Consider the following 23,240-nt stretch of genomic DNA (forward strand, 5'->3'; position numbering starts at 1 on the left):
GCAACACCCTACCAGCGGCATTGGGGCTCGCGGCTTCCCGGCGTGAAATGCTCCGGATGAGTCGTGGAAGACACTCTTTACATTGACCACGGGATTCGTCAGCCTTGAGGAAGCCAAACCGGGGTGACCATGTCAGTTCCGGCACGGGCGCCGGACCGCAAGAGGAGCACAGTGGATCAACACGCAACATCGAAAGACCACCAGCAGGTGTCGTTCAAACTTGAACTCGAAGAGCAGGGAATCCTCCGCCTGACGTGGCCGCGCGGTGCCAGGATCCAGGAATCGGATGCCCAACGGGCCATGGACAGGGTCAATGAACTGTGCGGCGAAGACCGGCACCCCATGATTGTTGACATGGCGACGACGGACGACGTCACCCGTGGCGCCAGATCAGTGTTCGCCAAGCCCTGCCAAGCCAATCGAATCGCCCTGTGGGGTGCGTCGCCGGTTGACAGGGTGATTGCAAATTTCTTTCTTGGAATCATGAAGCCTCCGTGCCCCACCAAGTTCTTCACTTCCGAAACAGAAGCCCTGGAGTGGCTGGTGGAGGCATAACGCCACCTATATTTGGAGAATGTTCTCCGCCCTCAGGAAGTACCTGCTGATTCCACGCCTCATCAGGCTCTCCTCCGGCGCACCCAAGGACCCGCTAACGGCGTGGGACCGGTACTGGGGCGACGTCCGCTCGACAGGTGCCGCTGGAGACGTCCTGTGGGACTCGGGCAGCGACCACGAACTCAACGGCTACCTGCCCAAGGTGACACAGATGGACCCGAACCTGCCTGTGGTGGACGTTGGTTGCGGCAATGGAAGCTTCACCCGTCGCCTTGCCCGCCACTTTCCCCTCGCTGTTGGACTCGATTACTCAGCGAACGCAGTTGACCGCGCCCGGCAGGAATCAACGGACATCACGACGGCGTCATTCGCAGTCTGCGACATGACGGCACCCGACGCGGCGGCTACTGTGGCGGCGGCCCTGGCCGAGGCAGGCTGGACGGGCGACGCCAACGTGTTCATCCGCGGTGTCCTGCACGTACTGGACAGCGACGGCCGTGCGGCACTGGCAGCGAACCTGCTGCCCGTCGTCGGGGCCCGGGGCGGGGTTTTCCTGGCAGAGACAAATTTTCCGGGCACTCCGGTGGACTACGTGAGCCACCTCGGAGCTACGAGGAAATCCATCCCCGGACCGCTCGAGTGGGCGATTCGTGGGCTGCCGATGCCCGGCCGCTTCGGTGCCAAGCAACGCGCAAAAGCCTTCCCGGCGGCGGACTGGAACCTGGTGGAGGAAGGCTCAGCAAGCATCGAGACGCGCCCGCTCAGCAACCCTTCCGCCCCTGATGTGATCCCGGGGTACTTCGCACTGCTGCGGGCCCGCCAACGATGAAGGCCCCCTACTTGAGTCCGGCCCCGGGGAGAAGTTCCGTGGCACCTACGGAATCTGCGACGAACGCGTAGTCCCATGCCCGTTCGCGCCACTGGACGTACCTGCCGGATGCTCCGCCGTGGCCGCCGTCCATCTCGATCTTCATGACGATGGGCTCGGACCCGGTGGAAACATGACGCAGTGCCTGCACCCACTTCGCTGGTTCGACGTAGAGCACCCGGGTGTCGTTGAAGGACGTCACGGCAGCGATCTTGGGGTAGGCCACGGCCGCCACATTCTCGTAGGGAGTGTAGGACTTCATGTAGGCGTAGGCCTCGGGGTCCGTGATCGGGTTACCCCATTCCTCCCATTCCAAGGCGGACAGCGGAAGATCAGGGTCGAGGATGGTGGTCAGGGCGTCCACGAAGGGCACCTGGGCCACTACCGCTGCGTACTTTTCGGGGGCCATATTGGCGATGGCGCCCATGAGGAGACCGCCGGCCGAGCCGCCCATGGCTGCTATGCGTGCGGGGTCAACCCAGCCTGAGCCGGCAAGCCAGTCAGTCGCGGCGATGAAGTCGGTGAACGTGTTCTTCTTGCTGAGCTTCTTGCCGTCCTCATACCAGAGGCGTCCCAGCTCGCCGCCGCCGCGGATGTGGGCGATGACCATGACGATGCCGCGATCCAGGAGTGACAAGCGGGCCACGCCGAAGCCAGGATCCATGCTCATCTCATAGGATCCGTAGCCGTACACCAGGCCGGCCGCGGTGCTGTCCTGCTGAACCGAAGAGTGACGCAGCACCGACAGCGGGACCCGGGTGCCGTCGTCGGCCGTTGCCCATTCGCGGGTGGCGACGTAATCGGCGGACGCGTAGCCACCGAGGACCGGGCTCTCCTTGCGGAGCAGCAATTGACCGGCGGGCAACCCGGGCGTGGGCAGGACGAAGTCGTACACACGCGAGGGCGTGAAGTAGGAGGTGTAGCCCATGCGAATCACGGGGGCTTCGTAGTCCGAGCCGGAAACGCCCGCGGTGTACAGCTCCTCATCGAAAGCAGGCTCCACGGGGTCGCCCTGCGCCGCCGTACCGAGCCCTGCAAGTGGCAGCACCTGTACCCTTTCGATGGTGTCCTTGCGAATGGACAGCACCAGGTGCGTGGACGTTACGCCGGCGCCGTTCACGCGCACCTGCTCGGAATGTTCGACGACGGTCCGCCAGTCCTGCTGCTCAAGCGGCTTGTCGAGCTCAGCAGGGTCCACCAGGCTCACCATGGAGTTGATGGCGTCCTTGTCGTGGGTTACCAGGAGGGTCTCGCGGCCATCGAGCAGGAAGGGCTCTGCTTCGTAAAGAATATGTTCGTCACGGGAAATGACGGTGCTGAGGCCGGCCTCGTAGTCGTCGAAGCGGAGCAGCCTTGTTTCGCTGAACTCGGAGCAGCCGATGCTGAGCACCAGGTGGCGACGGTCGGAGGCGAGGTCGAAACCGAGCCACATGGCGACGTCGTCCTCCTGGTACAGCACCTCATCCTCGGCTACCGGAGTGCCCAGGACGTGCGCTTTCACCTGGTAAGGACGCCAGGCGTCGTCCACCACTGTGTAGAAGAGGCGGGTGCCATCGGGGGAGAAAGCCACCCCGTAGAAGATGTTCTCGATGACGTCCGGAAGGAGCTCACCGGTGCGGAGATCCTTGATCCGGAGGGTGAAGCGTTCATCGCCGGCGTTGTCCACGGCATACGCGTAGAGATTTCCGTCCACGGTGACAGCGGCGCCACCGACGCTGAAGAACGGCTTGCCCTCGGCTTCAATGTTGCCGTCAAGGAGGATTTCCTCGCCCGGGAGCTCCACTCCGGCCTCCACTGCCGGCGGAGTCCAGTCCGCGATGGGGTCGCCCGAGTTGCTGGCCCGGACACGGCACTGAATGCTGTACTCCTTGCCCTCCACCGACCGGCTGTAATACCACCAGCCGTCCTTCCTGCTGGGCACGGACAGGTCCGTCTCCTGTGTACGGCCCTTGATCTCACCAAATATGGCTGCGCGCAACGGTTCCTGGTGCGCAGTGACGGCTTCCTGATAAGCATTTTCAGCCTTGAGGTGTTCCACCACCTCTGCCGATTCCTTGTCCCTGAGCCACTCGTAGTTGTCCACGAAGACATCGCCGTGATGCTCGCGGCGAGTGGGTACCCGCTTGGCAACAGGCGGCCCGGCAGTTGTTTCCGGGGCAAGGGTTTCCGGGACGGAGTTTTCCGGGGCGGCCGAAGGAACGGGAGATGCGTGGCTCATGTGGCAACTCTATAGACGGCCTCCGACAACCAACCAGCAATTTCGCTCAGAGCGCCCGGATGCGTTCGCAGCAACGCCAGGAGGTCCACCACGTGGACGGCAAACCGGGATTGGCGTCATGACTTGCAGGGTTCCGCCACTCCATATATTGCGGGCATGTCTTCGTGCCAGCTACCCGGATATTGGAGGCTCAGATGGTTCCGCTGCAATCCCACAGTGTGCACATCGGAAGGAGAGGAGGTCTCCAAGCGCGTCGACATTCAGAGACTTTGCGGCGCTCCCGTGTGGATCTCGAGGTTGTCATCCCGGCTTACAACGAGGCCGCCAGGATTCCAGGCACCCTCCGGCAGACGGCCGATTTCCTGGCTACCCAGCCTTGGTCATCGCGCATCGTTGTGGTGGACAACGGCAGCGTTGATGAAACGGCTGCGGTTGTTCGCAGGATCTCCCGTGAGAAAGGGGGCGTCGTACCCATCTCTGTGGTGGGTTGTTCGCGCCGCGGCAAGGGAGCGGCAGTCCGCCGCGGACTCCTCAGCGGAACGTCCAGGTTCACAGGCTTCTTTGACGCCGATCTGGCCACTCCCCTGGAAACGCTCACTGAAACCATGTCCTATCTGTCCAACGGGGCAGCGGCCGTCATCGCATCCCGCCATGCTCCTGGCTCCACCTTTGTGCGTCCCCAGCACATCGGTCGCCGGGTGGGCGGCACAGCATTCCGGGTCCTGACCCGGTCCAAGGTCAAGGGCATCCAGGACACCCAGTGCGGCTTCAAATTCTTTGAACGCGATGCCCTGACAGCTGCCATGGTGCAGTGCCGCAGCACCGGGTTCGCCTTTGATGTCGAGCTCCTTCTTCGGCTCCAGGACAACGACGCCAGCATTATCGAACTGCCGGTGGCGTGGACCGATGGTGCGGAGTCTACGTTCCGCCCGTTCCAGGACGGAGTTGCCAGCTTTGCCTCGGTGCTTCAACTCCAGAAAGCAACACCATGACCTTTGCTCTACCCGATCTGAACTCTCCCTCCCGGCTCGCGGGGAAGCATCTGCTGGTCCTCAACTGGCGCGACATCAAGCACTCACAGGCTGGTGGCGCGGAGCAATACATGCATGAAATCTCCAGGAGATGGGTGCAGCACGGAGTACAGGTCACCTGGTTCACGGGACGCGACGCCGGTCAGTCGGCGGAGGACCTCATTGACGGCATCCGGATTCTGCGCGGAGGCGGAACCCTCTCCATTTATGCGCATTCGGCGATGCGGCTTCTGCGGACCAGTGGGCAGTTTGATGCCGTAGTGGATTGCCAGAACGGGATTCCGTTCTTCTCTCCTTTGTTCCTCCGGCGGGATATTCCGATCATCCAGCTGATCCACCATGTCCATCAGGAACAGTTCCGTACCAAGTTCTCTCCACCCATGGCCGCGGTGGGCCGGTTCCTGGAAAGCTCAGGGGCCAAGTCCGTGTACGGGCAGCGCTCCATCGTGGCGGTCTCTGCCTCCACGCGGCTGGAACTTCGCAAGCTAGGGTTCACCGGACCGATCCACGTGGTGCCCAACGGCACCATTGATAGCCCGCACGAGGTTTCCGGCCGCGCGCTCAGGCCCACCATCGCCGTCGTCAGCCGCTTGGTTCCGCACAAACGGCTGGACCTGCTGCTGGGACAATTCGCAGTGGCCGCAAGGAGCATCCCCAAACTGCGGATGGACATCGTCGGCGACGGGCCGGAACGGGCACGCCTGCAGCAATTGGCCATGGACTTGGGGCTGGACCATGCGGTGACGTTCCACGGGTACCAGCCCAACGACGTCCGTGACGAACTGCTGGGCAGGGCCTGGCTTACTGCTTCCACCTCGGCCTCGGAAGGCTGGGGATGCTCAGTCATCGAGGCCGCAGCGTGGGGCGTGCCCTGCCTGGGCTTGCGCGTACCCGGTATTAGGGACTCCGTGCTGGACGGCAGGACCGGTTGGTTGGCCGATACCCCCAAAGAGTTTGGGGCGGCCCTGGTCGAGGCGTTGTCGGCCCTGGCCGAGCCTGACGCGGCCAGGGACGTTTCCGTGGAATGCAAGGAATGGGCGAGCTGCTTCACCTGGGACCGCAGCACCAGGCTCCTCACCGGTGTCCTGCTGGAGGAGGAAAAGGCACGACGCGAGGGCGGGGACCTGCGCTCCTTGCACTCGGATCTTTCCACGCTGGTTCGTTTCGAACTCCCTGCGGGGGCGGACCTCAGGGCTGTCCTGCGGGCAACAGACGAAGTAGCGCTGACGGACGACGGCCATATTTCGGTCATGATGAAAGGCCGTGACGAGTTCGAGGCCTTCGCTGCCCTGAAACAGATTGGCGTGGAGACCGTCGAACTCCGTCCGGCAGGACCCAACACCTTGCTTGCGGGTCCCGGGAGTTCCTTTGCTCCCGTCGATGCCGTAGATGGCCAGTAGCGGGCGGTCCCTACGTGGAGGTGTACCTGGAAAGACCACTCACTGGCGTGCCCATCAGGCCAAGGGCCGAACGCCGGGACAAAGCGCCCGCTGACGACGTAAAGATCGCGGAGAACAGCGGCTTCCTGGCGGTCTCGGCGGGGATTGTGGGCGTGGTGAGTTATGCCTGCACCCTTCTCATGGCGAACATGCTGGGGACGGCGGATTACACACTGTTCGCCGCGGCCGCGATGATTCTGGGGGTGGTGGGAATCGTCGCCAATGCGCTGGTCCCGCTGCCCTTGTCGCATGTGGTCGCGGTCCATCCCGAAGGTTCCCGGGAACGGCAGGACGGAGTAGCTTTCTCGGTCTTCGTCTCCTTCCTGGCAGGCCTGCTGGCGGCAACCGTCACCGGGACAGTGACCCTGGCGCTGGCAACGCCTGCGCTGGCGGCCGCAGTGGCTTTGGCTGCCTTGGCAATCTTCATTGTCAATGCGCCCGCCGGATGGTTGCAGGGCGAGCTCCGCTTCAGGTGGTACGCAGCGTCCACCATAGGTGAGGTAGTCCTCAGGCTGCTCTTCAGCCTTCTGGTGATCGTGATGGCGTGGGGTGCCGGGGGAGCAGTCCTGGGCTTCGTCGTGGCGTGTTTCGCGCCCTTGGTGGTGCCACGGTCGTTCTACCGGGACCTCCGTTGGAGGCCACGAGTGCTCCTCGACAAATGGCGATGGGCCGAAACCAGCGATATCGCTTCCGTACTGTGCGTCGTGTCGGTGCTGGTGGGAGTCGATGTCGTGGTGGTGGGGTTCCTGGACAACGGCTCTGCCGCGGCTGCGGGGTTCCAGGCGCTGGCCACCATCGCCAAGGGTCCTGTCTACGTGGCGGCTGGAACGGCTTTGGTGGCATTTCCCCTGTTGCGCACCCCCGGCGCCAGGACAGAGGAGGTGCTGCGTGCATCTTTTGCCTCCTTCGGGCAGCTCGTGGTTGTCGCTTTCGCCATCATCGCCACGGCACCGCCCGTCATGGCGGGCATCATAGTTCCACCGAAATACCACGGTTCCCTCCAGCTGCTGCCGTGGCTTGCCGCCTCGGGCCTTGGCTATGCAGTCCTGATGGTCCTGTCCACCATCCTCCTGGCCATGCGTGCCTATCGCCGTTGCCAGTTGGGATTGGCTTGTTCGTGCCTCCTGGTGGTGGGCGGACTATGGGCCGGATGGCAGTTGGATGCAGTCACCGGCCTGGCCGTGGGCTCAGCGGCGGGGGCGGTCCTGTCAGGGGTGGTCCTGGTGGTTTTGGCGTGGCCCGTGCTGACGGAAGCCCGCCCCGGGAAGGGTGCCGGACAGTTCATACTGCTGGCGGCCGGCCTGATCGTCGTCCTGGCAGTTGCTTCCTGGCTGCAGCCCCTGCTGTGGCTCGTCCTGGCCGGAATCAGCGGGGTCGCGGTCCTGGCACACCAACGAAACCTTTTGCCCCACAAGAACGACTTCAGGCTGGCCCGGCGTCGTCCGGCCGGTGACCATACCGGCACCTCCGGTCGCCGCTCCACGGTGAAAACACGGCCCACGTGGGCTGCCCGGGCGCTCGCAGGCAACCTGACCGCATTTATCGTGGTGGTTGCCGCAGCGTTCGGGCTCACGCTCAGGTTTGGCGAGGGCATGGAAGCGGCGTTCCAATTTCGCTGGCTGGACGCTGTGATGGGCGCTGTGGGGGTGGGGCTGTGTTTCCTCGTGGCCCGCAGGCTGTCGTCAACTGCTGCCGCGTGGCTGGCCGCCGTGGTGGTGATCGTCGAACCGTTGCTCTTGCGCATCGGAAACCCGACATTCCTTGAGGCGTCAGGGATGGTGGCGGCACTCGCGGCGCCTTTGCTCCTCACAGGTCCCGGGGCTGGTGTCCCGGCCGGGTGGCAGTCTTTCCTGAAGCCGGCGGGGGCCGGGGTCTTATTGGGCTATTGCGCCATCAGTCTGGACGTGTCCTTCATCTGGGTCGTGGCCCCCGTGATCGTAGCAACGGTGTGGAAGAGGACCCTTTCGTGGCGCCAGGCCGTGATGGTCACAGGTTTCGCGGTGGTGCTGTACGCGGATTACGTCATGGTGGCGGCCACCCACGGCTACGCCACAGGCCACGGGTTCCAAGGAGTGCCGCGGATTGCCAAAGAGGTGATCGGACTCAGCGGCACGGGGCACGCCCTGCTGGTGTGGTGCGCTTTGGCAGGCGTTGTTTTGTGTTTCAGCGGCCACGCTGGGCGGCGTCTCCTCGGATTGGGTGGCCTGGCGTTGGGGGCATCGGGCGCTTGGACCGCACTGCTGGGAACGCTCACTGAAGAGTTCGTGTACGCAGTTGCGGTGGCTGGTGCAATCTGCGGGGCCGTGATGGTGGTGGAGCTTGCTGCGCGGTTCTCCACGGCCAGCAAGGTCTACAGAACGGAAAGGCAATGATGAGGGTTCTGCATCTGGGTTTTGAGGACCCGCAAATGCCCGGCGCGGGTGGGGGTTCGGTCCGTACCCACGAGATCAACCGCCGCATTGCAGCGCAAGGTTTCCACGTCACGGTGTTGACTACCCGTTACCCGGGCTGGCAGGAACGGGTCCAGGACGGTGTGCACTATGTACCCATCGGGTTCGGTTCGGGAAGGAACAGGCTGAGCCGCCTGGTGGCGTATGTGGCGCGCTTGCCTTTCGAGGTTCGTCGGCGTCGTGACATGGCGGATTTGGTGGTGGAAGATTTCTTCGCCCCGTTCTCCACCATGGCCGCGCCGTTGTGGACGGGCCGCCCTACCGTGGGTGTGGTGCAGTGGTTGCATGCCGAGGATAAGGCGCGGCAGTACAAACTGCCTCTGCATTGGATGGAACGTCTGGGTGTCCGGAAGCACCGACGCCTGATCTCCGTTTCGCAAGGAATAGCGGACCGCCTGACAGGAATAAACCCGGACGTCCATGTGGACGTGATTGGTAATGGGGTTGACCCGGCCGCATGGATACCGGAGCCGCGCTTGGGCAAGGATGTCCTCTTCATCGGCCGCTTGGAGTATGGGCATAAGGGCCTGGACCTTCTCTTGGCAGCCTGGAGCCGGTGCTGCGACCGTGTCGATGGCGATTTGCTGATTGCGGGTTCAGGCCCGGACGAAGCGCGGCTTCGGGAGGCCATCCGTGATGCGGGGCTCACCCACAGGGTAAGGATGCTCGGCTGGCTTAGCGGCGAGGAGAAGTTCCAGGCGCTCAGCAATGCCCGGCTGGTGGTGGTGCCTTCACGCCATGAGACGTTCGGCCTGGTGGCTATCGATGCGTTGGCCACCGGCACCCCTGTCATCACTTTCAACATCCCTTGCCTCCGTGAAATCGTGCCGCCCGGCGCGGGGTGGCTCGTGGAAGCCTTCGATGTGGATGCCTTCGCGGAGGAAATCGCCCTCAGATACGCCCAGCCGGGATTGGAACAGGCGGCCGCGCTCGGGCGGGAGTTCGCGACCGGCTACAACTGGGACGCCCTTGCCGCGAAGCAGGCCCAGTCCTACAACGACTCCTTGGCCGCGCTCAGTGACGCCCACACGGATCAGCGCAGACCCACCACCCATGAAAGGGCTTGAATGCCGTACCGAACCAGGATCGAACGTTCGCTGGAAGGCGACGCGCCATGGTTGTTCCTTTCACCCCATCTGGATGACGCGGTGTTGTCCTGCGGTGCGCTCATGGAGGCGCAAGCCCGCGGCCGTCAGATCATCGTGGCAACGATTTTCACAGAGGCCGCGCATCGGCCCCATACCAGGGCAGCCCGTTCCTTCTTGCGCCAGTGCACCATCGACGACGCTGCCCAACTGTACGCGGCCCGGCAAGCGGAGGACAGGGCCGTCTTGAAAGGAATGGGCATCCAGTCCATCCACCTGGGGGAGGTCGACGCCCTTTTCCGGCGCCGCCGCAAGCCCGTACGGCTGGGAAGCAGCGCCTGGGAAAGGCTCCTCCCCGAGTTCACCCACCGCTACCCCACGTACCGGTTCGATATCGCCATGGGCCGGATAGCAAGGGGTGACAGCTCGCTTATCCGGAACCTTCGCTCCGACGTCGCAGAGCTCCTGGTCCACACCAAAGCCGAGCTGCTCTTTTGCCCTGCGGGAGTGGGCAAGCACGTGGACCACCTCATTACCCGTGAGCTCGGCGAAGGCCACGCGGACAACCTGGTCCTGTATTCGGATTTTCCGTACGACCTGACCCAGCAACCGGACGAACCCCATATGCAGGGATTGGGCTTCGTGCCGTGGTCGTGGGAGCAGGGGCTGTCCGCGAAGCCGCCTCGAATCAGGGAGTACGCCACGCAAGCTGACGCACTCTTCCCCGACGGCGAAATCCCCGTGAAACCGGAAACGTACTTTGTTCCCGGTGTGATCAACGCTCAGCGGTGAGGGCGCTCGCGAGCGTCACACGGTTCCGGCCGGACGCCTTGGCCGCATACAGGGCGAGGTCAGCCTCGCGCAGGAGCTGCTCAGCGCCGGCCCGATGCCCTTCGTCGAAGGCAGCCACCCCGGCGCTGATGGTCAGGACACCGTCGGGGTCGCCCGAGTGCTCGATCTGTAAACCGTGCACGGCGGATCGGACCCGTTCCAGGATCACGGCGGCGGTTTCCTCTGACTGTTCCCCCAGCACCAGCAGGAATTCTTCGCCGCCAAAGCGGTAGACGCCGTCGGATTCCCGGACTTCGCGGGCCAACGTGGCGGCGATGGCGACCAGGGCCGCATCGCCTGCCTGGTGCCCGTAGATGTCGTTGTAGCTCTTGAAGTTGTCCACGTCCACCATGGCGAGGCAGTAGTCCTTGGGCGTGTTGCCAGCCGGATTGTGCAGTTCACCGAGGTCTTCGGTCAGCTTGAGCCTGTTGTGCAGCTTGGTCAGGGGATCAGTCCGGGCCTGGTTGCTCAGGGCGGTCCGATACTTGGCCAGGTCGGAGTGCAAGGACGTGATCCGCTGGGCAGCAAGGAGCCGGATGTGCAGGTTGAAGGGGTCCAGGGGCTTGGTGACGTAATCGTCCGCCCCGGCTTCCATTCCCGCCAGCACGTCCTTCCGTGATCCATGCGAGGTCACCAGGATCACGTAGGTGTAGTTGTCATCCTCGGAGGAACGGATCGCCCTGCACAGATCAAGCCCGTTCATGCCGGGCATCATCAGGTCGGTGACTACCGCCTCCGGTGCGTGCGCCAGGTACAGCTCCCAGGCTGAGTCACCGTCCACGGCCACGAGGCATTCGTGGCCCGACTGTTCGACGGCGGCCTTGGTGATCATCCGGGAGATCTGGTCGTCGTCGGCGATCAGTACTTTCATGGGGCTCCCAAGAGTGTGCGCCCAAGGGCATCATTGACCCGGGCGAGTTCCGCCCTGAGTTCGAGCAGAAGCCCTGGTCCGGTAGCAGCGATGTCAGGGCCGCCTGCCCGCCCGAGCCGCTCCAGGTTCCTGCAAAGATCCGCTGCGCCAACCGCACCAATGTTTGCTGCTGCACCGGCGAGTTTGTGAGCGGCTGCCTCCACGGCAGCGGCTTGTCCGGCGTCCAGGCCGGATTGGAGCTTTTCCAGGGCGCCTAGCGCGTCCTCCCTGAATGCCTTGATCGCGTCGGGCAGCAGGCCCAGACCATCTTCGGGTCCGAGTTCGCGGAGGATCTGCAGCCGTTGCTCATCCAAAACAACAGCGTTCGACGGCGGTGCTGCCGCCGCCTGCAGCGGTTCGGCGTCCGGCACCCAGCGGCCGAGGACTTCCCGCAAGGTGTCCAGGTCTACGGGTTTGCTGACGTAGTCGTCCATGCCGGCGGCGAAGCAGCGTTCGCGGTCCTCATTCAGTGCCCCGGCGGTCATGGCGATGATGGGGATCCGGGAATCGTTTCCCATGCGAGAACGGATGGCCTTGGTTGCATCGAAGCCGTCCATGACGGGCATGTGGCAGTCCATGAGGACGGCGGCGTAGGCGCCGGTGAGCGCAGCTTCAACGGCTTGGGCGCCGTCTTCGACGATGTCCACGTCGTAGCCGAGCCTGTTGGCCATGCCGCGTGCCACGAGTTGGTTGACCTGGTTATCTTCTGCCACCAGGAGCCTGCCGGCCCGGTGTTCCTGGGACGGCGATGCCGCAGCTGCATTGGAGGGGGCGGCCGGGGAAGCTGTGCCCATTGTCCTGGTGGACATGACCCGCAGGATCCGGTTGTAGAACTCGGAGCTGCGCACGGGCTTGGTGAGGTATTCCCGGATCCCGGCCGCGACGAGGTCTTGCCTGTCCACCATCATGGTGGAGGTCAGCAGGATGATGCCGGGGCCGCCGGAACCGTTGCTTTCATGGTTGATTTGCCGCGCGAGTTCCAGTCCATCGGTGTCCGGCATGCACATGTCCACCACGGCAATGTCGTAGGGTTCGGAGGCTGAGATGGCCGAGCGGTATTCGCGGATGGCGCTGGCGGCATCGGGCACGGCGACGGGCATCATTCCCCAACTGGCCAGCTGGGTTTCGAGCACCAGGCGGTTGGTGGCATTGTCGTCGACCACCAGTACCTTGCGGCCTGAGAGGGAGGCGGGCAGGGCAGCGGTGTCCGACGTCGGGGGCCCGATGGGCAGGTCCAGCACGAACCAGAATTTGCTGCCGTTTCCGGGCTCGCTGTCGAGACCGATTTCCCCGCCCATGACTTCCGTGAGCCGGCGTGAGATGGCCAGGCCCAGGCCGGTACCACCGTAGCGTCGCGTGGTGGAGGCGTCCGCTTGGGCGAAGGATTGGAACAGTTTGTGGTGGTCTTCGGCGCTGATGCCTATTCCTGTATCCCGGACTTCGAAGCGGAGTGAGGCTTTGTCCTTGTCTTCGCTGAGGACCGAGACCTGGATTTCCACTTCACCGGCCGGGGTGAACTTCACCGCGTTGGAGGCGAGGTTTACCAGGATTTGCCGGATGCGTCCGGCGTCGCCCATGAGCCGTTCCGGAACGGCAGGGTGGCAGTAGGAGATGAGTTCCAGGTTCTTGGCCTGGGCGGCCTCGGCGACAAGTCCCGCCACTTCGTCCACCAAGGCCCGGGGGTCGAACGCATTGACGTCCAGGTCCACCTTCCCTGCCTCCAGTTTGGAGAAGTCCAGGATGTCGTTGATGAGGGTCAGGAGGACCTCGCCGGCGCTCTTCACGCCTTGGGCGTACTGCCGTTGTCCCTTGCTGAGGGGAGTGTCCATCATGAGGGAGGTCAGCCCGATCACGGCGTTGAGGGGTGTCCTGATTTCGTGGCTCATGGTGGCCAGGAACTCTGATTTGAGGCGGCTGGCTTCCAGGGCGGCTTCGCGCGCCGCCAGCAGTTCGGCTTCGGCGGCACGGCGTTCGGTGATGTCCCGTGAAATGGTTGCGACGCCCCGGATGCCGGACTCGCTGCGGATGGGGGACAGGGTTACCGAGACGGGGATGGTGGTGCCGTCGCCGCGGAGCCTGAGGGATTCGTAGTTATGCACTTCGCCGCTTTGCGCGGTGTTTTCGAAGGTCATGCGCTCTGTGTCCACCAGGTGCCGTGGAACAAAGAAGTCGCCTTTCCGGCCCAGTGCCTCCGAGGCCGGGTAGCCGAAGATACGTTCGGCGCCGGGGTTCCAGCTGGTGATTACTCCATCGGGGGTCTCGCCAATGATGGCATCGCCTGAGGAGTTGACGATCGCGCCGAGGCCTTCAAGTTCCGCCGTGCGCTGGGCTACCTTCGTTTCAAGGTCCCGGGTCAGGGTCACATTTTCGACGACGATCAGCACCTGCCGCACGATCACGAAGCCCACTACTACGAGGCCGGTGACCAACAGGATGGGGTCTTCGCCAATGGGGCGGCTGCGGGAGAAGAACACTGCGCTGAAGACGGGCAGGTAGGGGAGGAGTTCCAACGCCGCAGCGTAGATGCGGCCGTCCTTCCGCATGCTGGTGTTTTCGGGGAGCAGCGGGCTGAGTCCTACCAGAAGGAAGGCGAGCACCCACCCCAGGGCCAGGGGGGATCCGGTGACACCCGTGATGCCTTCCAGGGTGAAGCGCATGTACGCCAGGTCGGTAATGGCCAGGATCCAGAACCCGAGTCCCATGCTCAGCCAAGGCAGCCTCCGACCGCGGGCGGCCCTCACCCGGATGCCTTCGCCCGCGCGACTCAGATGGCCTACCCCATTGCCGACGTCCTGATGGTGTCAGTGGTAATCGTCCTGACCATCTTTGTCGGCCGCCAAAGGCCCCAGAACAGAACTCCATGCGATGAAGAAGGTGGAACTCGCTACGACGCCGGCGTCCAGGATGGTCCGGCGCAGGGGGAGCCGCAGCCCTTGGCCGCGGAGCAGCAGCACCAAGCCAACGGAAACGGGGAGCGCGTACCAAACAAAGCCGATGTCGGCGAGGGACGGGAAAGGATATTCGTGGTTGAGCGTGATGCCGTTGACGGTCCACACCGCCTGGCCGGCTGACCAGAGCGCCAGGCCGGCCACCACGAACCATTGGCCCAGGGTGTTGACGCGCTTTTTGAGTACGGCGCGGGTGTGGGTGGTCAGTGCGGTGAGTGCAGCGAGAAGGATGGCCAGATCGCCGGCGAGTTGCGCCGTCGTCGTTCCTGCTCCGCTGGCCAAACCGACAGCCAGCAATGTCAAACACAAAGCGACGGGCACCAGAAAGAGTGGCCATCCCTGCCGCCCGAACGAGCGCTCCTGAAGAACCCCATGCTTCACTCCTGCCACTGAACCCCTGCCTTCGAAAGTGGCCCCACCAAAAGCGAACAACGCGTCTTGCCTTTGCGCTGAGGAGAGCATACGCCGTACATGCCCAACCAGGCAGCAGGCGAGCGCATTTTGGACGCGCGGGCTGCTCCCTGGTTGGGCTGGCCGGCTCCTCGCAGGGAGTCAGCGCTGTGGCGTGAGGGCTTTCGAATACAGCACTGCGCCCAGGGCGTTGCGGAGGCTCACGGTGAAGACGCCGTCGGTGGCGATCTCGACGTGCCCGAAGTACTGGTTCTCGCCATCGCGCGGTGACTCGCCGGGGAATCGCCCGGCTTTGGAGAACACCACTTCGGGCCCGAACGTTCCGTCCATGTCGTTGGGACCGAACGAACCCGCGTTGATGGGGCCGGCAACGAACTCCCAGAAGGGGTCGAAGTCGGTGAAGGATGCGCGTTCGGGTGAGTAGTGGTGCGCGGCGCAGTAGTGGACGTCAGCGGTGAGCCACACTGTGTTCTTTACGCCGTGTTTCTTGAAGGCGCTGAGCACGCCGGCGATCTCCAGCTCGCGGCCCAGGGGCGCCCCGTTGTCGCGGTTGGACAGGCTTTCCTGGTTTACGGCGCCGTCAGGGACGATGATTCCCAGCGGCAGGTCGGCCGCGATGACTTTCCATGTTGCCTTGGATTTGCGGACCTCCTTGATCAGCCAGTCCACCTGCTCCTGGCCCAGGATGTTGGTGGTGTATGGTTCCTTGCCGTCGGTGTTGGGGGACTTGAAGGTGCGCATGTCCAGGCAGAAGATGTCCAGCTGCGGGCCGCGCGAAATCCTGCGGTAGATGCGCGCAGGCTGGTATTGGCCGGCGTCGACCTTCCCGGGACGCCAGAGTGCAGCGGCGTCGGCGATCGGCATGTTCTCCTGCCATGCCTGGCGGCCCCTGGCGGCAAGGGTGTTGACGTTCCGTTCTGTGTAGCGGGCATCGTCCAGGATTTGTCCGGGGTACCAGTTGTTGTGGGTTTCGTGGTCGTCCCATTGCGCGATGACCGGGACGTCGGCGAACATGGCGCGCATGTTGGCGTCCATTGAGTTGTAGCGGTGCCGGCCCCGGAATTCCTTGAGGGTTTCGGCTACTTTGGACACTTCTTCAGTGACGATGTTCCGCCACACCTGGCCGTCCTTTTCGGTGACGGTGGCTGTGATGGGACCGTCGGCGTAGATGGTGTCGCCGGAGTGGATGAAGAAGTCCGGTTTGGTGGCGTGCATGGCTTTGTAGCCGCGCATGCCGCCGAGGTCTTCGTTGATGCCCCAGCCTTGGCCGGCGGTATCGCCGGTCCATACGAACGTTTGGGGGTACGACGAGCCGCCGCCTCCGCGGGCTGCTTCAGCACCGCCGTCGTTCTTTCCGTTCGTTGCTCCGGGTGCCGTGCTGAACGTACCGCGTACCGCTTCGCCGGACCCGTTCTCGTCTTCGAAAGTGAGTTCCACCGCGAACCGCGTACCCGCGGGAAGGCCGGTGGCTTGGATTTTGGCGGTGAAGTCGCTGGCGTCAGTGGCCAGCGGGCCCCTCAGGGTGCGGGTGAAACCGTAGCGTCCGCGAAGTATTTCTCCTGCGCTGTCCACGGCCTTGAGGGTGGCTGTCATTCGGCCGGGGCCGGAGGCACGGGACCAGAGGACGGCGGAGTCGGTGGTGACGTCGCCGGTGGCAATGCCGGTGGGGAGTGTGAGCCTTTTGCGGACCAGGGGGATGGCGGCGTAGGCCGGAGTGGTTCCGCTGGCGATGCCCGCGAGCGTGAGGCCTGCAAGGGAGGTCTTGACCAGGGTGCGGCGTGTGAAGTCAGTCATGGTCCCACTGTGGCCAGTCCCAGTGAACGGCAGGTGAGTTGGAAGTGGACCTTGACTGAAAACAGCCGCTCCGCATATTCTGAACGAACGGTCGGTAATTTATTAGGAGCAACCATGGCATCGCAGAATCTGCAGTCAGTGCCCGCTGAGCTGTCCCCGGAAGAGCAGGAGCGGGAGGCAGCCGGACAGGCGTATTTTGATCGCATCATTTCGGAGGACTCGCGCATCGAGCCGCGCGACTGGATGCCTGCGGCTTACCGCAAGACCGTGCTGCGCCAGATCTCGCAGCACGCACACTCGGAAATCATTGGCATGCAGCCCGAAGCCAACTGGATCACGCGCGCGCCGAGCCTGAAGCGCAAGTCCATCCTCATGGCCAAAGTCCAGGACGAGGCGGGCCACGGCCTGTACCTCTACTCCGCCGCTGAGACCCTGGGCCAGTCCCGGGACCAGATGATGGAAGACCTGATTGCCGGCAAGGCCCGCTACTCCTCCATCTTCAACTACCCCACGATTTCATGGGCCGACATGGGAGCCATCGGCTGGCTTGTCGATGGTGCCGCCATCTGCAACCAGGTGCCCCTCTGCCGCGCCTCGTACGGTCCTTACGGTCGCGCAATGGTGCGCATCTGCAAGGAAGAATCATTCCACCAGCGCCAAGGGTTCGAGATCCTGCTTGAACTCTCCAACGGCACGCCTGCGCAGAAGCAGATGGCCCAGGACGCAGTGAACCGCTGGTACGCACCGTCGCTGATGATGTTCGGCCCGCCGGATGAGGATTCCCCCAACTCCAAGCAGTCAATGGCCTGGAACATCAAGCGCTTCAGCAATGACGAACTGCGCAGCCGGTTCGTCGGCATGATGGTGGAACAGGTCCGGGTACTCGGCCTGACGCTGCCTGACAAGGACATCCGTTTCAACGAAGAAACCAAGAAGTGGGAACACGGACCCCTGGACTGGAACGAGTTCAAGGAAGTCCTGGCCGGCCGCGGTCCCTGCAACTCGCAGCGCATCGAGCGCCGCCGCGAGGCACACGAAAACGGTGCCTGGGTTCGCGAAGCCGCTGTGGCGTACGCCCGCAAGCAAGCACAGAAAGAGAACGCAGCATAATGGCTCCCCACGGAAACCCCGAAGCACCTGGCAGCGCCGCCAGCGACATCAACCGCGAGGCTCCCAAGGTCGCGGCCACCACCGAGCAGCACCAGGAATCGCCGTGGTCTCTTTGGGAGGTCTTTGTGCGTTCCAGCCGTGGCCTGTCGCACGTCCACGCCGGCTCCTTGCACGCCCCGGACGCGGCCATGGCCCTCCGGAACGCGCGTGATCTCTACACCCGCCGCAACGAGGGCGTTTCCATCTGGGTTGTCCCGGCCGAGGCGATTTCCTCCAGCGATCCCGACTCCAAGGGTTCCTTCTTCGAGTCCCCGCAGGGCAAGGACTACCGCCACGCAACGTACTACACCAAGAGCGAAGGCGTGAAGCACCTGTGAGCACTCCAGAGACCACTGACTTCGTCATCGAGGGACACGGCGACATTTCCGTTGGTGTCCACGGAGCCGGCGCATCAGGCGACGGTTCCGCCAGCGCCACCCGCATTACCCCGGGCAACGCACTTCGCCCCGAGGACATCGCCCTGGAGATCAGCCGCGGGAAGGTCAAGCCCAGCGAGGACGTCGCCCAGTACGCCCTCCGGATCGGCGACGACGGCCTGATCCTCGCCCAGCGTTTGGGGCACTGGATTTCCCGTGCCCCCGAGCTTGAGGAAGACATTGCCCTGGGGAACATCGCCCTGGACCAGTTGGGACACGCCCGCTCGTTCCTGACCTACGCAGGTGCTGCCTGGGGTAAGTCCGAGGACGACCTCGCCTACTTCCGCCGCGAGCACGAGTTCCGCTCGGCGCACCTTTTCGAGCAGCCCAACGGCGACTTCGCGGTCACCATCGCCCGCCAGTTCATCGTGAGCTACTACCAGTTTGAGCTCTACACGGCGCTCGCCGCATCGACCGATCCCACCCTTGCCGCCATCTCTGCGAAGGCCGTCAAGGAAGTGGATTACCACCGCGACCACAGCGCCCAGTGGGTGCTGCGCCTGGCCGGTGGCACGGACGAGTCCCGGAAACGCATCATCCAGGGCTTCAAGCTGGTGTGGCCGTACGTGGACGAGATTTTCGAGGACGACGAGCTCACCACCCGTCTCGCCGAGGCCGGCGTCGCTGTCCAGCCGTCCAGCCTCCGGGCAGAATTCGACCGCCTCACCGGGGAAATCATGGCCGAAGCTGAGCTTGAGATCCCCGGCGTTCCGCAGTCCCTGGGCGGCGGCCGCCGCGGCAAGCACTCCGAATTCCTGGGCTACATCCTTGCCGAGATGCAGGTCCTGGCCCGCGAACACCCCGGCGCGAGCTGGTGACCAAAATGTCAACGATGGAAAAGACTGAAGAGCAGCGGGTCTGGGACATCGCGTCCACGGTCTGCGATCCGGAAATCCCGGTCCTCACCATCGAGGACCTGGGAATCCTTCGCGGCGTTCAGGTCACCCCGACAGGGGCGACGGAAACGCACGACGGCGGCCCGGCGGGTACCGCCGTCGAGGTCACCATCACGCCCACGTACTCGGGCTGCCCCGCCATGGACGCCATTGGTGACGACCTGCGGAAGGCTTTCGAACGGGAGGGTTACGCCAGCGTCCATGTGAACCTGGTGTTGTCCCCGGCATGGACCACGGACTGGATGACCGAGTCCGGCAAAGCCAAGCTGGAGGAATACGGGATTGCCCCGCCCAGCGGCATGGCTGCTGCCGGCGGCCACTCCGGTCCCGTGCGCCTGAGCCTGGCGGTCAAATGCCCGCAGTGCAACTCGTTGAACACCAAGGAACTCACCCGTTTTGGTTCCACGTCCTGCAAGGCGCTGTTCGTCTGCCAGGACTGCAAGGAACCGTTCGACTACTTCAAAGTCCTCTAAGGAAGCAGCCATGACCACCGAAACACAGACGGCCAGCCGCCGTCGTGCGTCTTTCCACAACCTGACCGTCGCGGAAGTCCGGCGCCTCACGGACGATGCCATTGAGGTCACGTTCGGTGTACCCGCTGAGCTGGCGGGCCAGTATGACTACCTTCCTGGCCAATACGTCGCCCTGCGAACCACGCTGCCCGATGAAACCGGTGAGCCGCATGAGGTCCGCCGCAGCTACTCGATCTGCGCAGAGCCGCGCAGTTTCGCGGACGGCAGCAGCGAGATCCGGGTAGCCATCAAGAAGGACCTGGGTGGCATCTTCTCCACCTGGGCCAACGCCGAGCTGAAGGCCGGAGACGTCCTGGACGTCATGAGCCCGCAGGGTGCGTTCATTTCACGCCACGGGAAGGACGGTGCGGCCGTCCAGCACAACGTCATGAACTCCATGAACCACCCGGAGGAACTGGCGGGGGAGCCGGGGAACTTCGTGGCGATCGCCGCGGGCTCGGGCATCACCCCGGTGATCGCAATTGCGCGGACGCTGCTGGCCGCCAACTCGGAAACAACGTTCGATCTTGTCTACGCCAACAAGGCCGCCATGGACGTCATGTTCTTGGAAGAGCTGGCGGACCTGAAGGACAAGTACCCGTCGCGCCTGGCACTGCATCACGTCCTGTCGCGCGAGCAGCGTATCGCGCCGCTGATGACAGGCCGTATCGATTCCGAGAAGCTGCAGGCTCTCCTTTCGTCCGCGATCCGCTCCGAAGATGTTGACGAGTGGTTCCTATGCGGGCCGTTCGAATTGGTCCAGCTGTGCCGGGACACCCTTGCCGCCCGCGGAGTTGAGCCGGAGCACATCCGCTTTGAGCTGTTCACCACCGGCCGTCCGGACCGCCCCGAAGGTAACGCCGGCCGACCGGTGATAGCTGACGAATCTCAGGACACGTACAAGATCACCTTCAAGCTCGATGGCCTGACCGGAGACGTCGCCAGCCCCACGCACGCCCGCGAGTCCATCCTCAACGCTGCCCTGCGGGTCCGCCCGGACGTTCCGTTCGCGTGTGCAGGCGGCGTGTGCGGTACGTGCCGCGCCAAGGTGGTCTCCGGCTCCGTGACCATGGATGAGAATTACGCCCTTGAACAGGACGAGTTGGACAAGGGCTACGTCCTGACCTGCCAGTCCCACCCCACCAGCGAAGAAGTTACCGTCGACTTCGACGTCTAAGGAGTCCCCATGATCGAGCTCTCCATTGCCAACGGCATCGCCGAAATTGTCCTCAACATCCCGGAAAAGCTGAACTCGCTCAACGAGGACGCGCTTGCCGAACTGGATAAGGCGTACGACGACGCTGCTGCCGCCGCCTCACGCGGTGAGGTGCGGGCGCTGCTGCTCCGTGGTGAGGGCAGGGCCTTCTGTGCCGGCCGCGATATCGCCGCAGTGACACCTGAATCCGATGACGCGCAAGCATACCTCGGTGGCCTGGTGGAGCCGCTGTTGAAGAAGATGGCTGCGTTTCCTGCTCCCACTTTCGCCGCAGCCCATGGGGCATGTTTGGGTGTCGGGCTGGGGCTGCTCTTGGCCACCGACGTCGTATATGTGGCGGAGAACGCGAAGTTCGGTTCACCCTTTGCCAAGCTTGGCGCCACCCTGGATTCCGGTGGGCACTGGTACTTCACGGAGCGTTTGGGCATGCACCGCACGCTGGACCTCATCTACACGGCTGACCTCATTTCAGGTGCCGAAGCCGTTGCCCAGGGAATGTTCAGCCGGGCGATGCCCGCCGATGTCCTGCTTGAGGAGACGCGGGCAATTGTCTCCCGCGTGGCCTCGGGCGCGACACAGGCCTTCAACGCCTCCAAGGAACTCGTGGCCCACATCCGCGACCAACGCCTGGGCCTCTGGGCGTCCATGGCGGAGGAAAACACCGAGCAGGCCCGTCTCTGCAAGACCGACGACTATGCCGAGGGTTTCAAGGCGTTCCAGGAGAAGCGGGCACCGGTTTTCAAGGGGTAGTGCCGCGGAATAAAGCTGTCGCACGGTCCGGTTGCGTCATAAAATTGGTCATCGCGGTAGTGCCTTGAACGGAGGCGTCCATGCTCCAGATGATTATGTGCAAACTCAACTTCCGCCACGTTTGGCACGTCGAGTCGGCGGAGGACGGGAGCGGACGCTACAGGCGTTGCACCCGATGCGGGAAGTTCGACCGGGATTGGGATGGCAGCGGCTTCATGCACTGATGCCCCGCCCTTTACCGGCGGAGCTGCAGATATCCTTGGTTAATGAGTGACATCGCGCATTCCACCATTGCCTTCGAAGGCCATTTCGCCCGCGACTTCCCGGAGCTGGCCATTCCGTGGCGGGCGGAGGAAGCCCCGGATCCTCAGCTGTTGGCACTTAACGGGCCACTCGCCGTCGAGCTTGGTTTTGATCCGGACTTCCTGCGGAGCCCGGAGGGCGTGCGGCTGCTGCTGGGCAACGCCGTCCCGGAGGATGCGACGCCGGTGGCCCAGGGCTACTCTGGGCACCAATTCGGCTTTTACTCCCCGCGGCTGGGAGACGGCCGTGCCCTGCTGCTGGGCGAGGTGGTGGGCGCCGACGGGAAGCTCCGCGACATCCACCTGAAAGGTTCGGGCCGGACGCCTTTCGCCCGCAATGGCGACGGCCGGGCGGTCATCGGCCCTATGCTCCGCGAGTTCATCGTGAGCGAGTCGATGCATGCGCTGGGCATTCCCACTACCCGTTCCCTTGCCGTCGTCGCTACGGGGCGCCCGGTCCAGCGTGAGACGGTATTGCCCGGCGCGGTCATGACCCGGGTGGCCAGCAGCCATCTGCGGGTGGGCAGTTTCCAGTATGCCCGGGCCTCCGATGACATGGAGTTGCTGCGGCGGCTCGCTGACCATGCGATCGAACGGCACCACCCGGCGTCATCCGAGGAGGACAACCGATACCTTGGCCTCCTGAAAAGCGTCATCTCCGTGCAAGCGGAATTGGTGGCCCAATGGATGCTCGTGGGGTTCGTACATGGGGTCATGAACACTGACAACATGACCATTTCGGGCGAAACCATTGACTACGGACCGTGTGCCTTCATGGATGGGTTCGACCCCGTGGCCGTGTACAGTTCCATCGATGAGATGGGCCGGTACGCCTACCGGAACCAGCCCGTGGTTGCGGAGTGGAACCTTGCACGTTTCGCCGAAGCAATTGCGCCGCTGATCCACGAGGACCAGGACCAAGCGGTAGCCATGGCCGTTGAGGCCCTGGGTGGGTTCCGGCAGCAGTACAGCGCGGCCTGGTTCAGCGGCATGAAGGCCAAGCTGGGGCTGCCTGAAGAGATTGACGACGGCGTTTCCTCGCCTTTGGTGGACGACGTGCTGAACCTGGTCCAGGAGGCGCGCGCGGATTACACGTCGTTCTTCCGCAGCCTGGGCAAGGCGGGCCGGGGGCAGGCGGAGCCAGCCAGGGGCATGGTGCTGGACTTGCCCGCCTTTGACGCGTGGCTGGTGCGTTGGCGGGCCCTTGCGCCTGATGCGGATGCCATGGACGCGGTGAACCCTGTCTACATTCCCCGCAACCACGTGGTGGAGGAGGCACTCGCGGCCGCAACAGCGGGAGACATCGGACCGACGGAGGACTTGCTCGAGGCTTTGGCGTCTCCGTATGAGGAACGTCCCGGCCTGGAAAAATACGCTGCTCCCGCGCCTGACAGTTTCGGGCCGTACCGGACTTTCTGCGGAACGTAGGGGGAAGCGG

At 63.9% G+C, this 23,240-nt stretch carries 19 protein-coding genes; 14 read left to right on the forward strand and 5 right to left on the reverse strand.

Features of this window, described 5'->3' with window-relative positions; all coding sequences use genetic code 11:
* Positions 1 to 171: 171 nt before the first annotated feature.
* Entirely contained in the window at positions 172 to 555 is a 384-nt protein-coding gene (locus ACNQOP_RS17780) for an STAS/SEC14 domain-containing protein (RefSeq protein WP_257371349.1), read from the forward strand.
* Between the two features lie 19 nt (positions 556 to 574).
* Entirely contained in the window at positions 575 to 1,384 is an 810-nt protein-coding gene (locus ACNQOP_RS17785; protein WP_416405310.1) for a class I SAM-dependent methyltransferase, read from the forward strand.
* Between the two features lie 7 nt (positions 1,385 to 1,391).
* On the opposite strand, the gene ACNQOP_RS17790 is transcribed toward ACNQOP_RS17785, so the two are convergent.
* Complete coding sequence (locus ACNQOP_RS17790) at positions 1,392 to 3,641, reverse strand: S9 family peptidase (protein WP_284986330.1); 2,250 nt, start codon at positions 3,639 to 3,641, stop codon at positions 1,392 to 1,394.
* A gap of 284 nt (positions 3,642 to 3,925) precedes the next feature.
* Here ACNQOP_RS17790 and ACNQOP_RS17795 point away from each other — a divergent pair, with 284 nt between their 5' ends.
* From ACNQOP_RS17795 to ACNQOP_RS17815, 5 genes are read left to right on the forward strand one after another with little or no spacing between them, the layout of a single operon-like run.
* Positions 3,926 to 4,633: a glycosyltransferase gene (locus ACNQOP_RS17795; RefSeq protein ID WP_257371352.1), complete on the forward strand. Its 708-nt coding sequence runs from the start codon at positions 3,926 to 3,928 to the stop codon at positions 4,631 to 4,633.
* Positions 4,630 to 6,072 (forward strand): glycosyltransferase family 4 protein, encoded by a 1,443-nt coding sequence (locus ACNQOP_RS17800; protein ID WP_416405311.1) that lies wholly within the window; start codon positions 4,630 to 4,632, stop codon positions 6,070 to 6,072. Before ACNQOP_RS17795 ends, ACNQOP_RS17800 begins: the two co-directional genes overlap by 4 nt.
* Positions 6,073 to 6,119: 47 nt before the next feature.
* Positions 6,120 to 8,483 (forward strand): lipopolysaccharide biosynthesis protein, encoded by a 2,364-nt coding sequence (locus ACNQOP_RS17805; protein WP_416405312.1) that lies wholly within the window; start codon positions 6,120 to 6,122, stop codon positions 8,481 to 8,483.
* Entirely contained in the window at positions 8,480 to 9,628 is a 1,149-nt protein-coding gene (locus tag ACNQOP_RS17810; RefSeq protein ID WP_416405313.1) for a glycosyltransferase family 4 protein, read from the forward strand. The genes ACNQOP_RS17805 and ACNQOP_RS17810 overlap by 4 nt, the downstream gene beginning before the upstream one ends.
* Positions 9,629 to 10,438 carry a PIG-L deacetylase family protein gene (locus ACNQOP_RS17815; RefSeq protein ID WP_416405314.1) on the forward strand — a complete coding sequence of 270 codons (810 nt, stop codon included), beginning with the start codon at positions 9,629 to 9,631 and terminating at the stop codon, positions 10,436 to 10,438.
* Here the strand turns inward: ACNQOP_RS17815 and ACNQOP_RS17820 are convergent.
* The 4 genes from ACNQOP_RS17820 to ACNQOP_RS17835 all read right to left on the reverse strand — a co-directional run bounded on the left by ACNQOP_RS17820 (position 10,422) and on the right by ACNQOP_RS17835 (position 16,540).
* On the reverse strand, positions 10,422 to 11,348 hold the full coding sequence (locus ACNQOP_RS17820; RefSeq protein ID WP_349471594.1) for a diguanylate cyclase: 927 nt from the start codon (positions 11,346 to 11,348) through the stop codon (positions 10,422 to 10,424). The genes ACNQOP_RS17815 and ACNQOP_RS17820 overlap by 17 nt on opposite strands.
* Entirely contained in the window at positions 11,345 to 14,089 is a 2,745-nt protein-coding gene (locus ACNQOP_RS17825; protein ID WP_416405315.1) for a response regulator, read from the reverse strand. The genes ACNQOP_RS17820 and ACNQOP_RS17825 overlap by 4 nt, the downstream gene beginning before the upstream one ends.
* A 99-nt stretch (positions 14,090 to 14,188) precedes the next feature.
* The gene (locus ACNQOP_RS17830; RefSeq protein ID WP_416405316.1) at positions 14,189 to 14,632 is read right to left on the reverse strand and encodes a hypothetical protein; all 444 of its coding nucleotides are present in this window, start codon (positions 14,630 to 14,632) and stop codon (positions 14,189 to 14,191) included.
* Between the two features lie 255 nt (positions 14,633 to 14,887).
* The gene (locus ACNQOP_RS17835; protein WP_416405317.1) at positions 14,888 to 16,540 is read right to left on the reverse strand and encodes an alkaline phosphatase D family protein; all 1,653 of its coding nucleotides are present in this window, start codon (positions 16,538 to 16,540) and stop codon (positions 14,888 to 14,890) included.
* Between the two features lie 114 nt (positions 16,541 to 16,654).
* On the opposite strand from ACNQOP_RS17835, the gene paaA reads away from it, so the two are divergent.
* The 7 genes from paaA to ACNQOP_RS17870 all read left to right on the forward strand — a co-directional run bounded on the left by paaA (position 16,655) and on the right by ACNQOP_RS17870 (position 23,230).
* The gene (gene paaA, locus ACNQOP_RS17840) at positions 16,655 to 17,650 is read left to right on the forward strand and encodes a 1,2-phenylacetyl-CoA epoxidase subunit PaaA (RefSeq protein WP_416405318.1); all 996 of its coding nucleotides are present in this window, start codon (positions 16,655 to 16,657) and stop codon (positions 17,648 to 17,650) included.
* Positions 17,650 to 18,027, forward strand: a complete 378-nt coding sequence (paaB, locus tag ACNQOP_RS17845) for a 1,2-phenylacetyl-CoA epoxidase subunit PaaB (protein ID WP_235517303.1) — start codon at positions 17,650 to 17,652, stop codon at positions 18,025 to 18,027. The genes paaA and paaB overlap by 1 nt, the downstream gene beginning before the upstream one ends.
* Entirely contained in the window at positions 18,024 to 18,944 is a 921-nt protein-coding gene (gene paaC / locus ACNQOP_RS17850; protein WP_416405319.1) for a 1,2-phenylacetyl-CoA epoxidase subunit PaaC, read from the forward strand. The genes paaB and paaC overlap by 4 nt, the downstream gene beginning before the upstream one ends.
* A 5-nt stretch (positions 18,945 to 18,949) precedes the next feature.
* Positions 18,950 to 19,495, forward strand: a complete 546-nt coding sequence (gene paaD, locus ACNQOP_RS17855) for a 1,2-phenylacetyl-CoA epoxidase subunit PaaD (protein ID WP_416405320.1) — start codon at positions 18,950 to 18,952, stop codon at positions 19,493 to 19,495.
* Positions 19,496 to 19,505: 10 nt separating this feature from the next.
* Positions 19,506 to 20,711 carry a 1,2-phenylacetyl-CoA epoxidase subunit PaaE gene (gene paaE, locus ACNQOP_RS17860; RefSeq protein ID WP_416405321.1) on the forward strand — a complete coding sequence of 402 codons (1,206 nt, stop codon included), beginning with the start codon at positions 19,506 to 19,508 and terminating at the stop codon, positions 20,709 to 20,711.
* Between the two features lie 9 nt (positions 20,712 to 20,720).
* Positions 20,721 to 21,500, forward strand: coding sequence for an enoyl-CoA hydratase/isomerase family protein (locus ACNQOP_RS17865; protein ID WP_235517299.1), 780 nt, complete (start codon positions 20,721 to 20,723; stop codon positions 21,498 to 21,500).
* Positions 21,501 to 21,766: 266 nt separating this feature from the next.
* Positions 21,767 to 23,230: a protein adenylyltransferase SelO gene (locus tag ACNQOP_RS17870; protein ID WP_416405322.1), complete on the forward strand. Its 1,464-nt coding sequence runs from the start codon at positions 21,767 to 21,769 to the stop codon at positions 23,228 to 23,230.
* The last annotated feature ends 10 nt before the right edge of the window (positions 23,231 to 23,240 follow it).

Source organism: Arthrobacter sp. LFS091 (assembly GCF_047977885.1).
Lineage (GTDB): Bacteria > Actinomycetota > Actinomycetes > Actinomycetales > Micrococcaceae > Arthrobacter.

Bases quoted from the DNA above. Each gene is read 5' to 3' on its own strand.
- paaE (WP_416405321.1), top strand. From the start codon at position 19,506: ATGACCACCGAAACACAGACGGCCAGCCGCCGTCGTGCGTCTTTCCAC.
- ACNQOP_RS17865 (WP_235517299.1), top strand. From the start codon at position 20,721: ATGATCGAGCTCTCCATTGCCAACGGCATCGCCGAAATTGTCCTCAAC.
- paaB (WP_235517303.1), top strand. From the start codon at position 17,650: ATGGCTCCCCACGGAAACCCCGAAGCACCTGGCAGCGCCGCCAGCGAC.
- ACNQOP_RS17810 (WP_416405313.1), top strand. From the start codon at position 8,480: ATGATGAGGGTTCTGCATCTGGGTTTTGAGGACCCGCAAATGCCCGGC.
- ACNQOP_RS17825 (WP_416405315.1), bottom strand. From the start codon at position 14,089: ATGGGACTCGGGTTCTGGATCCTGGCCATTACCGACCTGGCGTACATG.
- ACNQOP_RS17870 (WP_416405322.1), top strand. From the start codon at position 21,767: ATGAGTGACATCGCGCATTCCACCATTGCCTTCGAAGGCCATTTCGCC.
- ACNQOP_RS17820 (WP_349471594.1), bottom strand. From the start codon at position 11,348: ATGAAAGTACTGATCGCCGACGACGACCAGATCTCCCGGATGATCACC.
- ACNQOP_RS17790 (WP_284986330.1), bottom strand. From the start codon at position 3,641: ATGAGCCACGCATCTCCCGTTCCTTCGGCCGCCCCGGAAAACTCCGTC.
- ACNQOP_RS17800 (WP_416405311.1), top strand. From the start codon at position 4,630: ATGACCTTTGCTCTACCCGATCTGAACTCTCCCTCCCGGCTCGCGGGG.
- paaD (WP_416405320.1), top strand. From the start codon at position 18,950: ATGTCAACGATGGAAAAGACTGAAGAGCAGCGGGTCTGGGACATCGCG.
- ACNQOP_RS17785 (WP_416405310.1), top strand. From the start codon at position 575: ATGTTCTCCGCCCTCAGGAAGTACCTGCTGATTCCACGCCTCATCAGG.
- paaA (WP_416405318.1), top strand. From the start codon at position 16,655: ATGGCATCGCAGAATCTGCAGTCAGTGCCCGCTGAGCTGTCCCCGGAA.
- ACNQOP_RS17835 (WP_416405317.1), bottom strand. From the start codon at position 16,540: ATGACTGACTTCACACGCCGCACCCTGGTCAAGACCTCCCTTGCAGGC.
- ACNQOP_RS17815 (WP_416405314.1), top strand. From the start codon at position 9,629: ATGCCGTACCGAACCAGGATCGAACGTTCGCTGGAAGGCGACGCGCCA.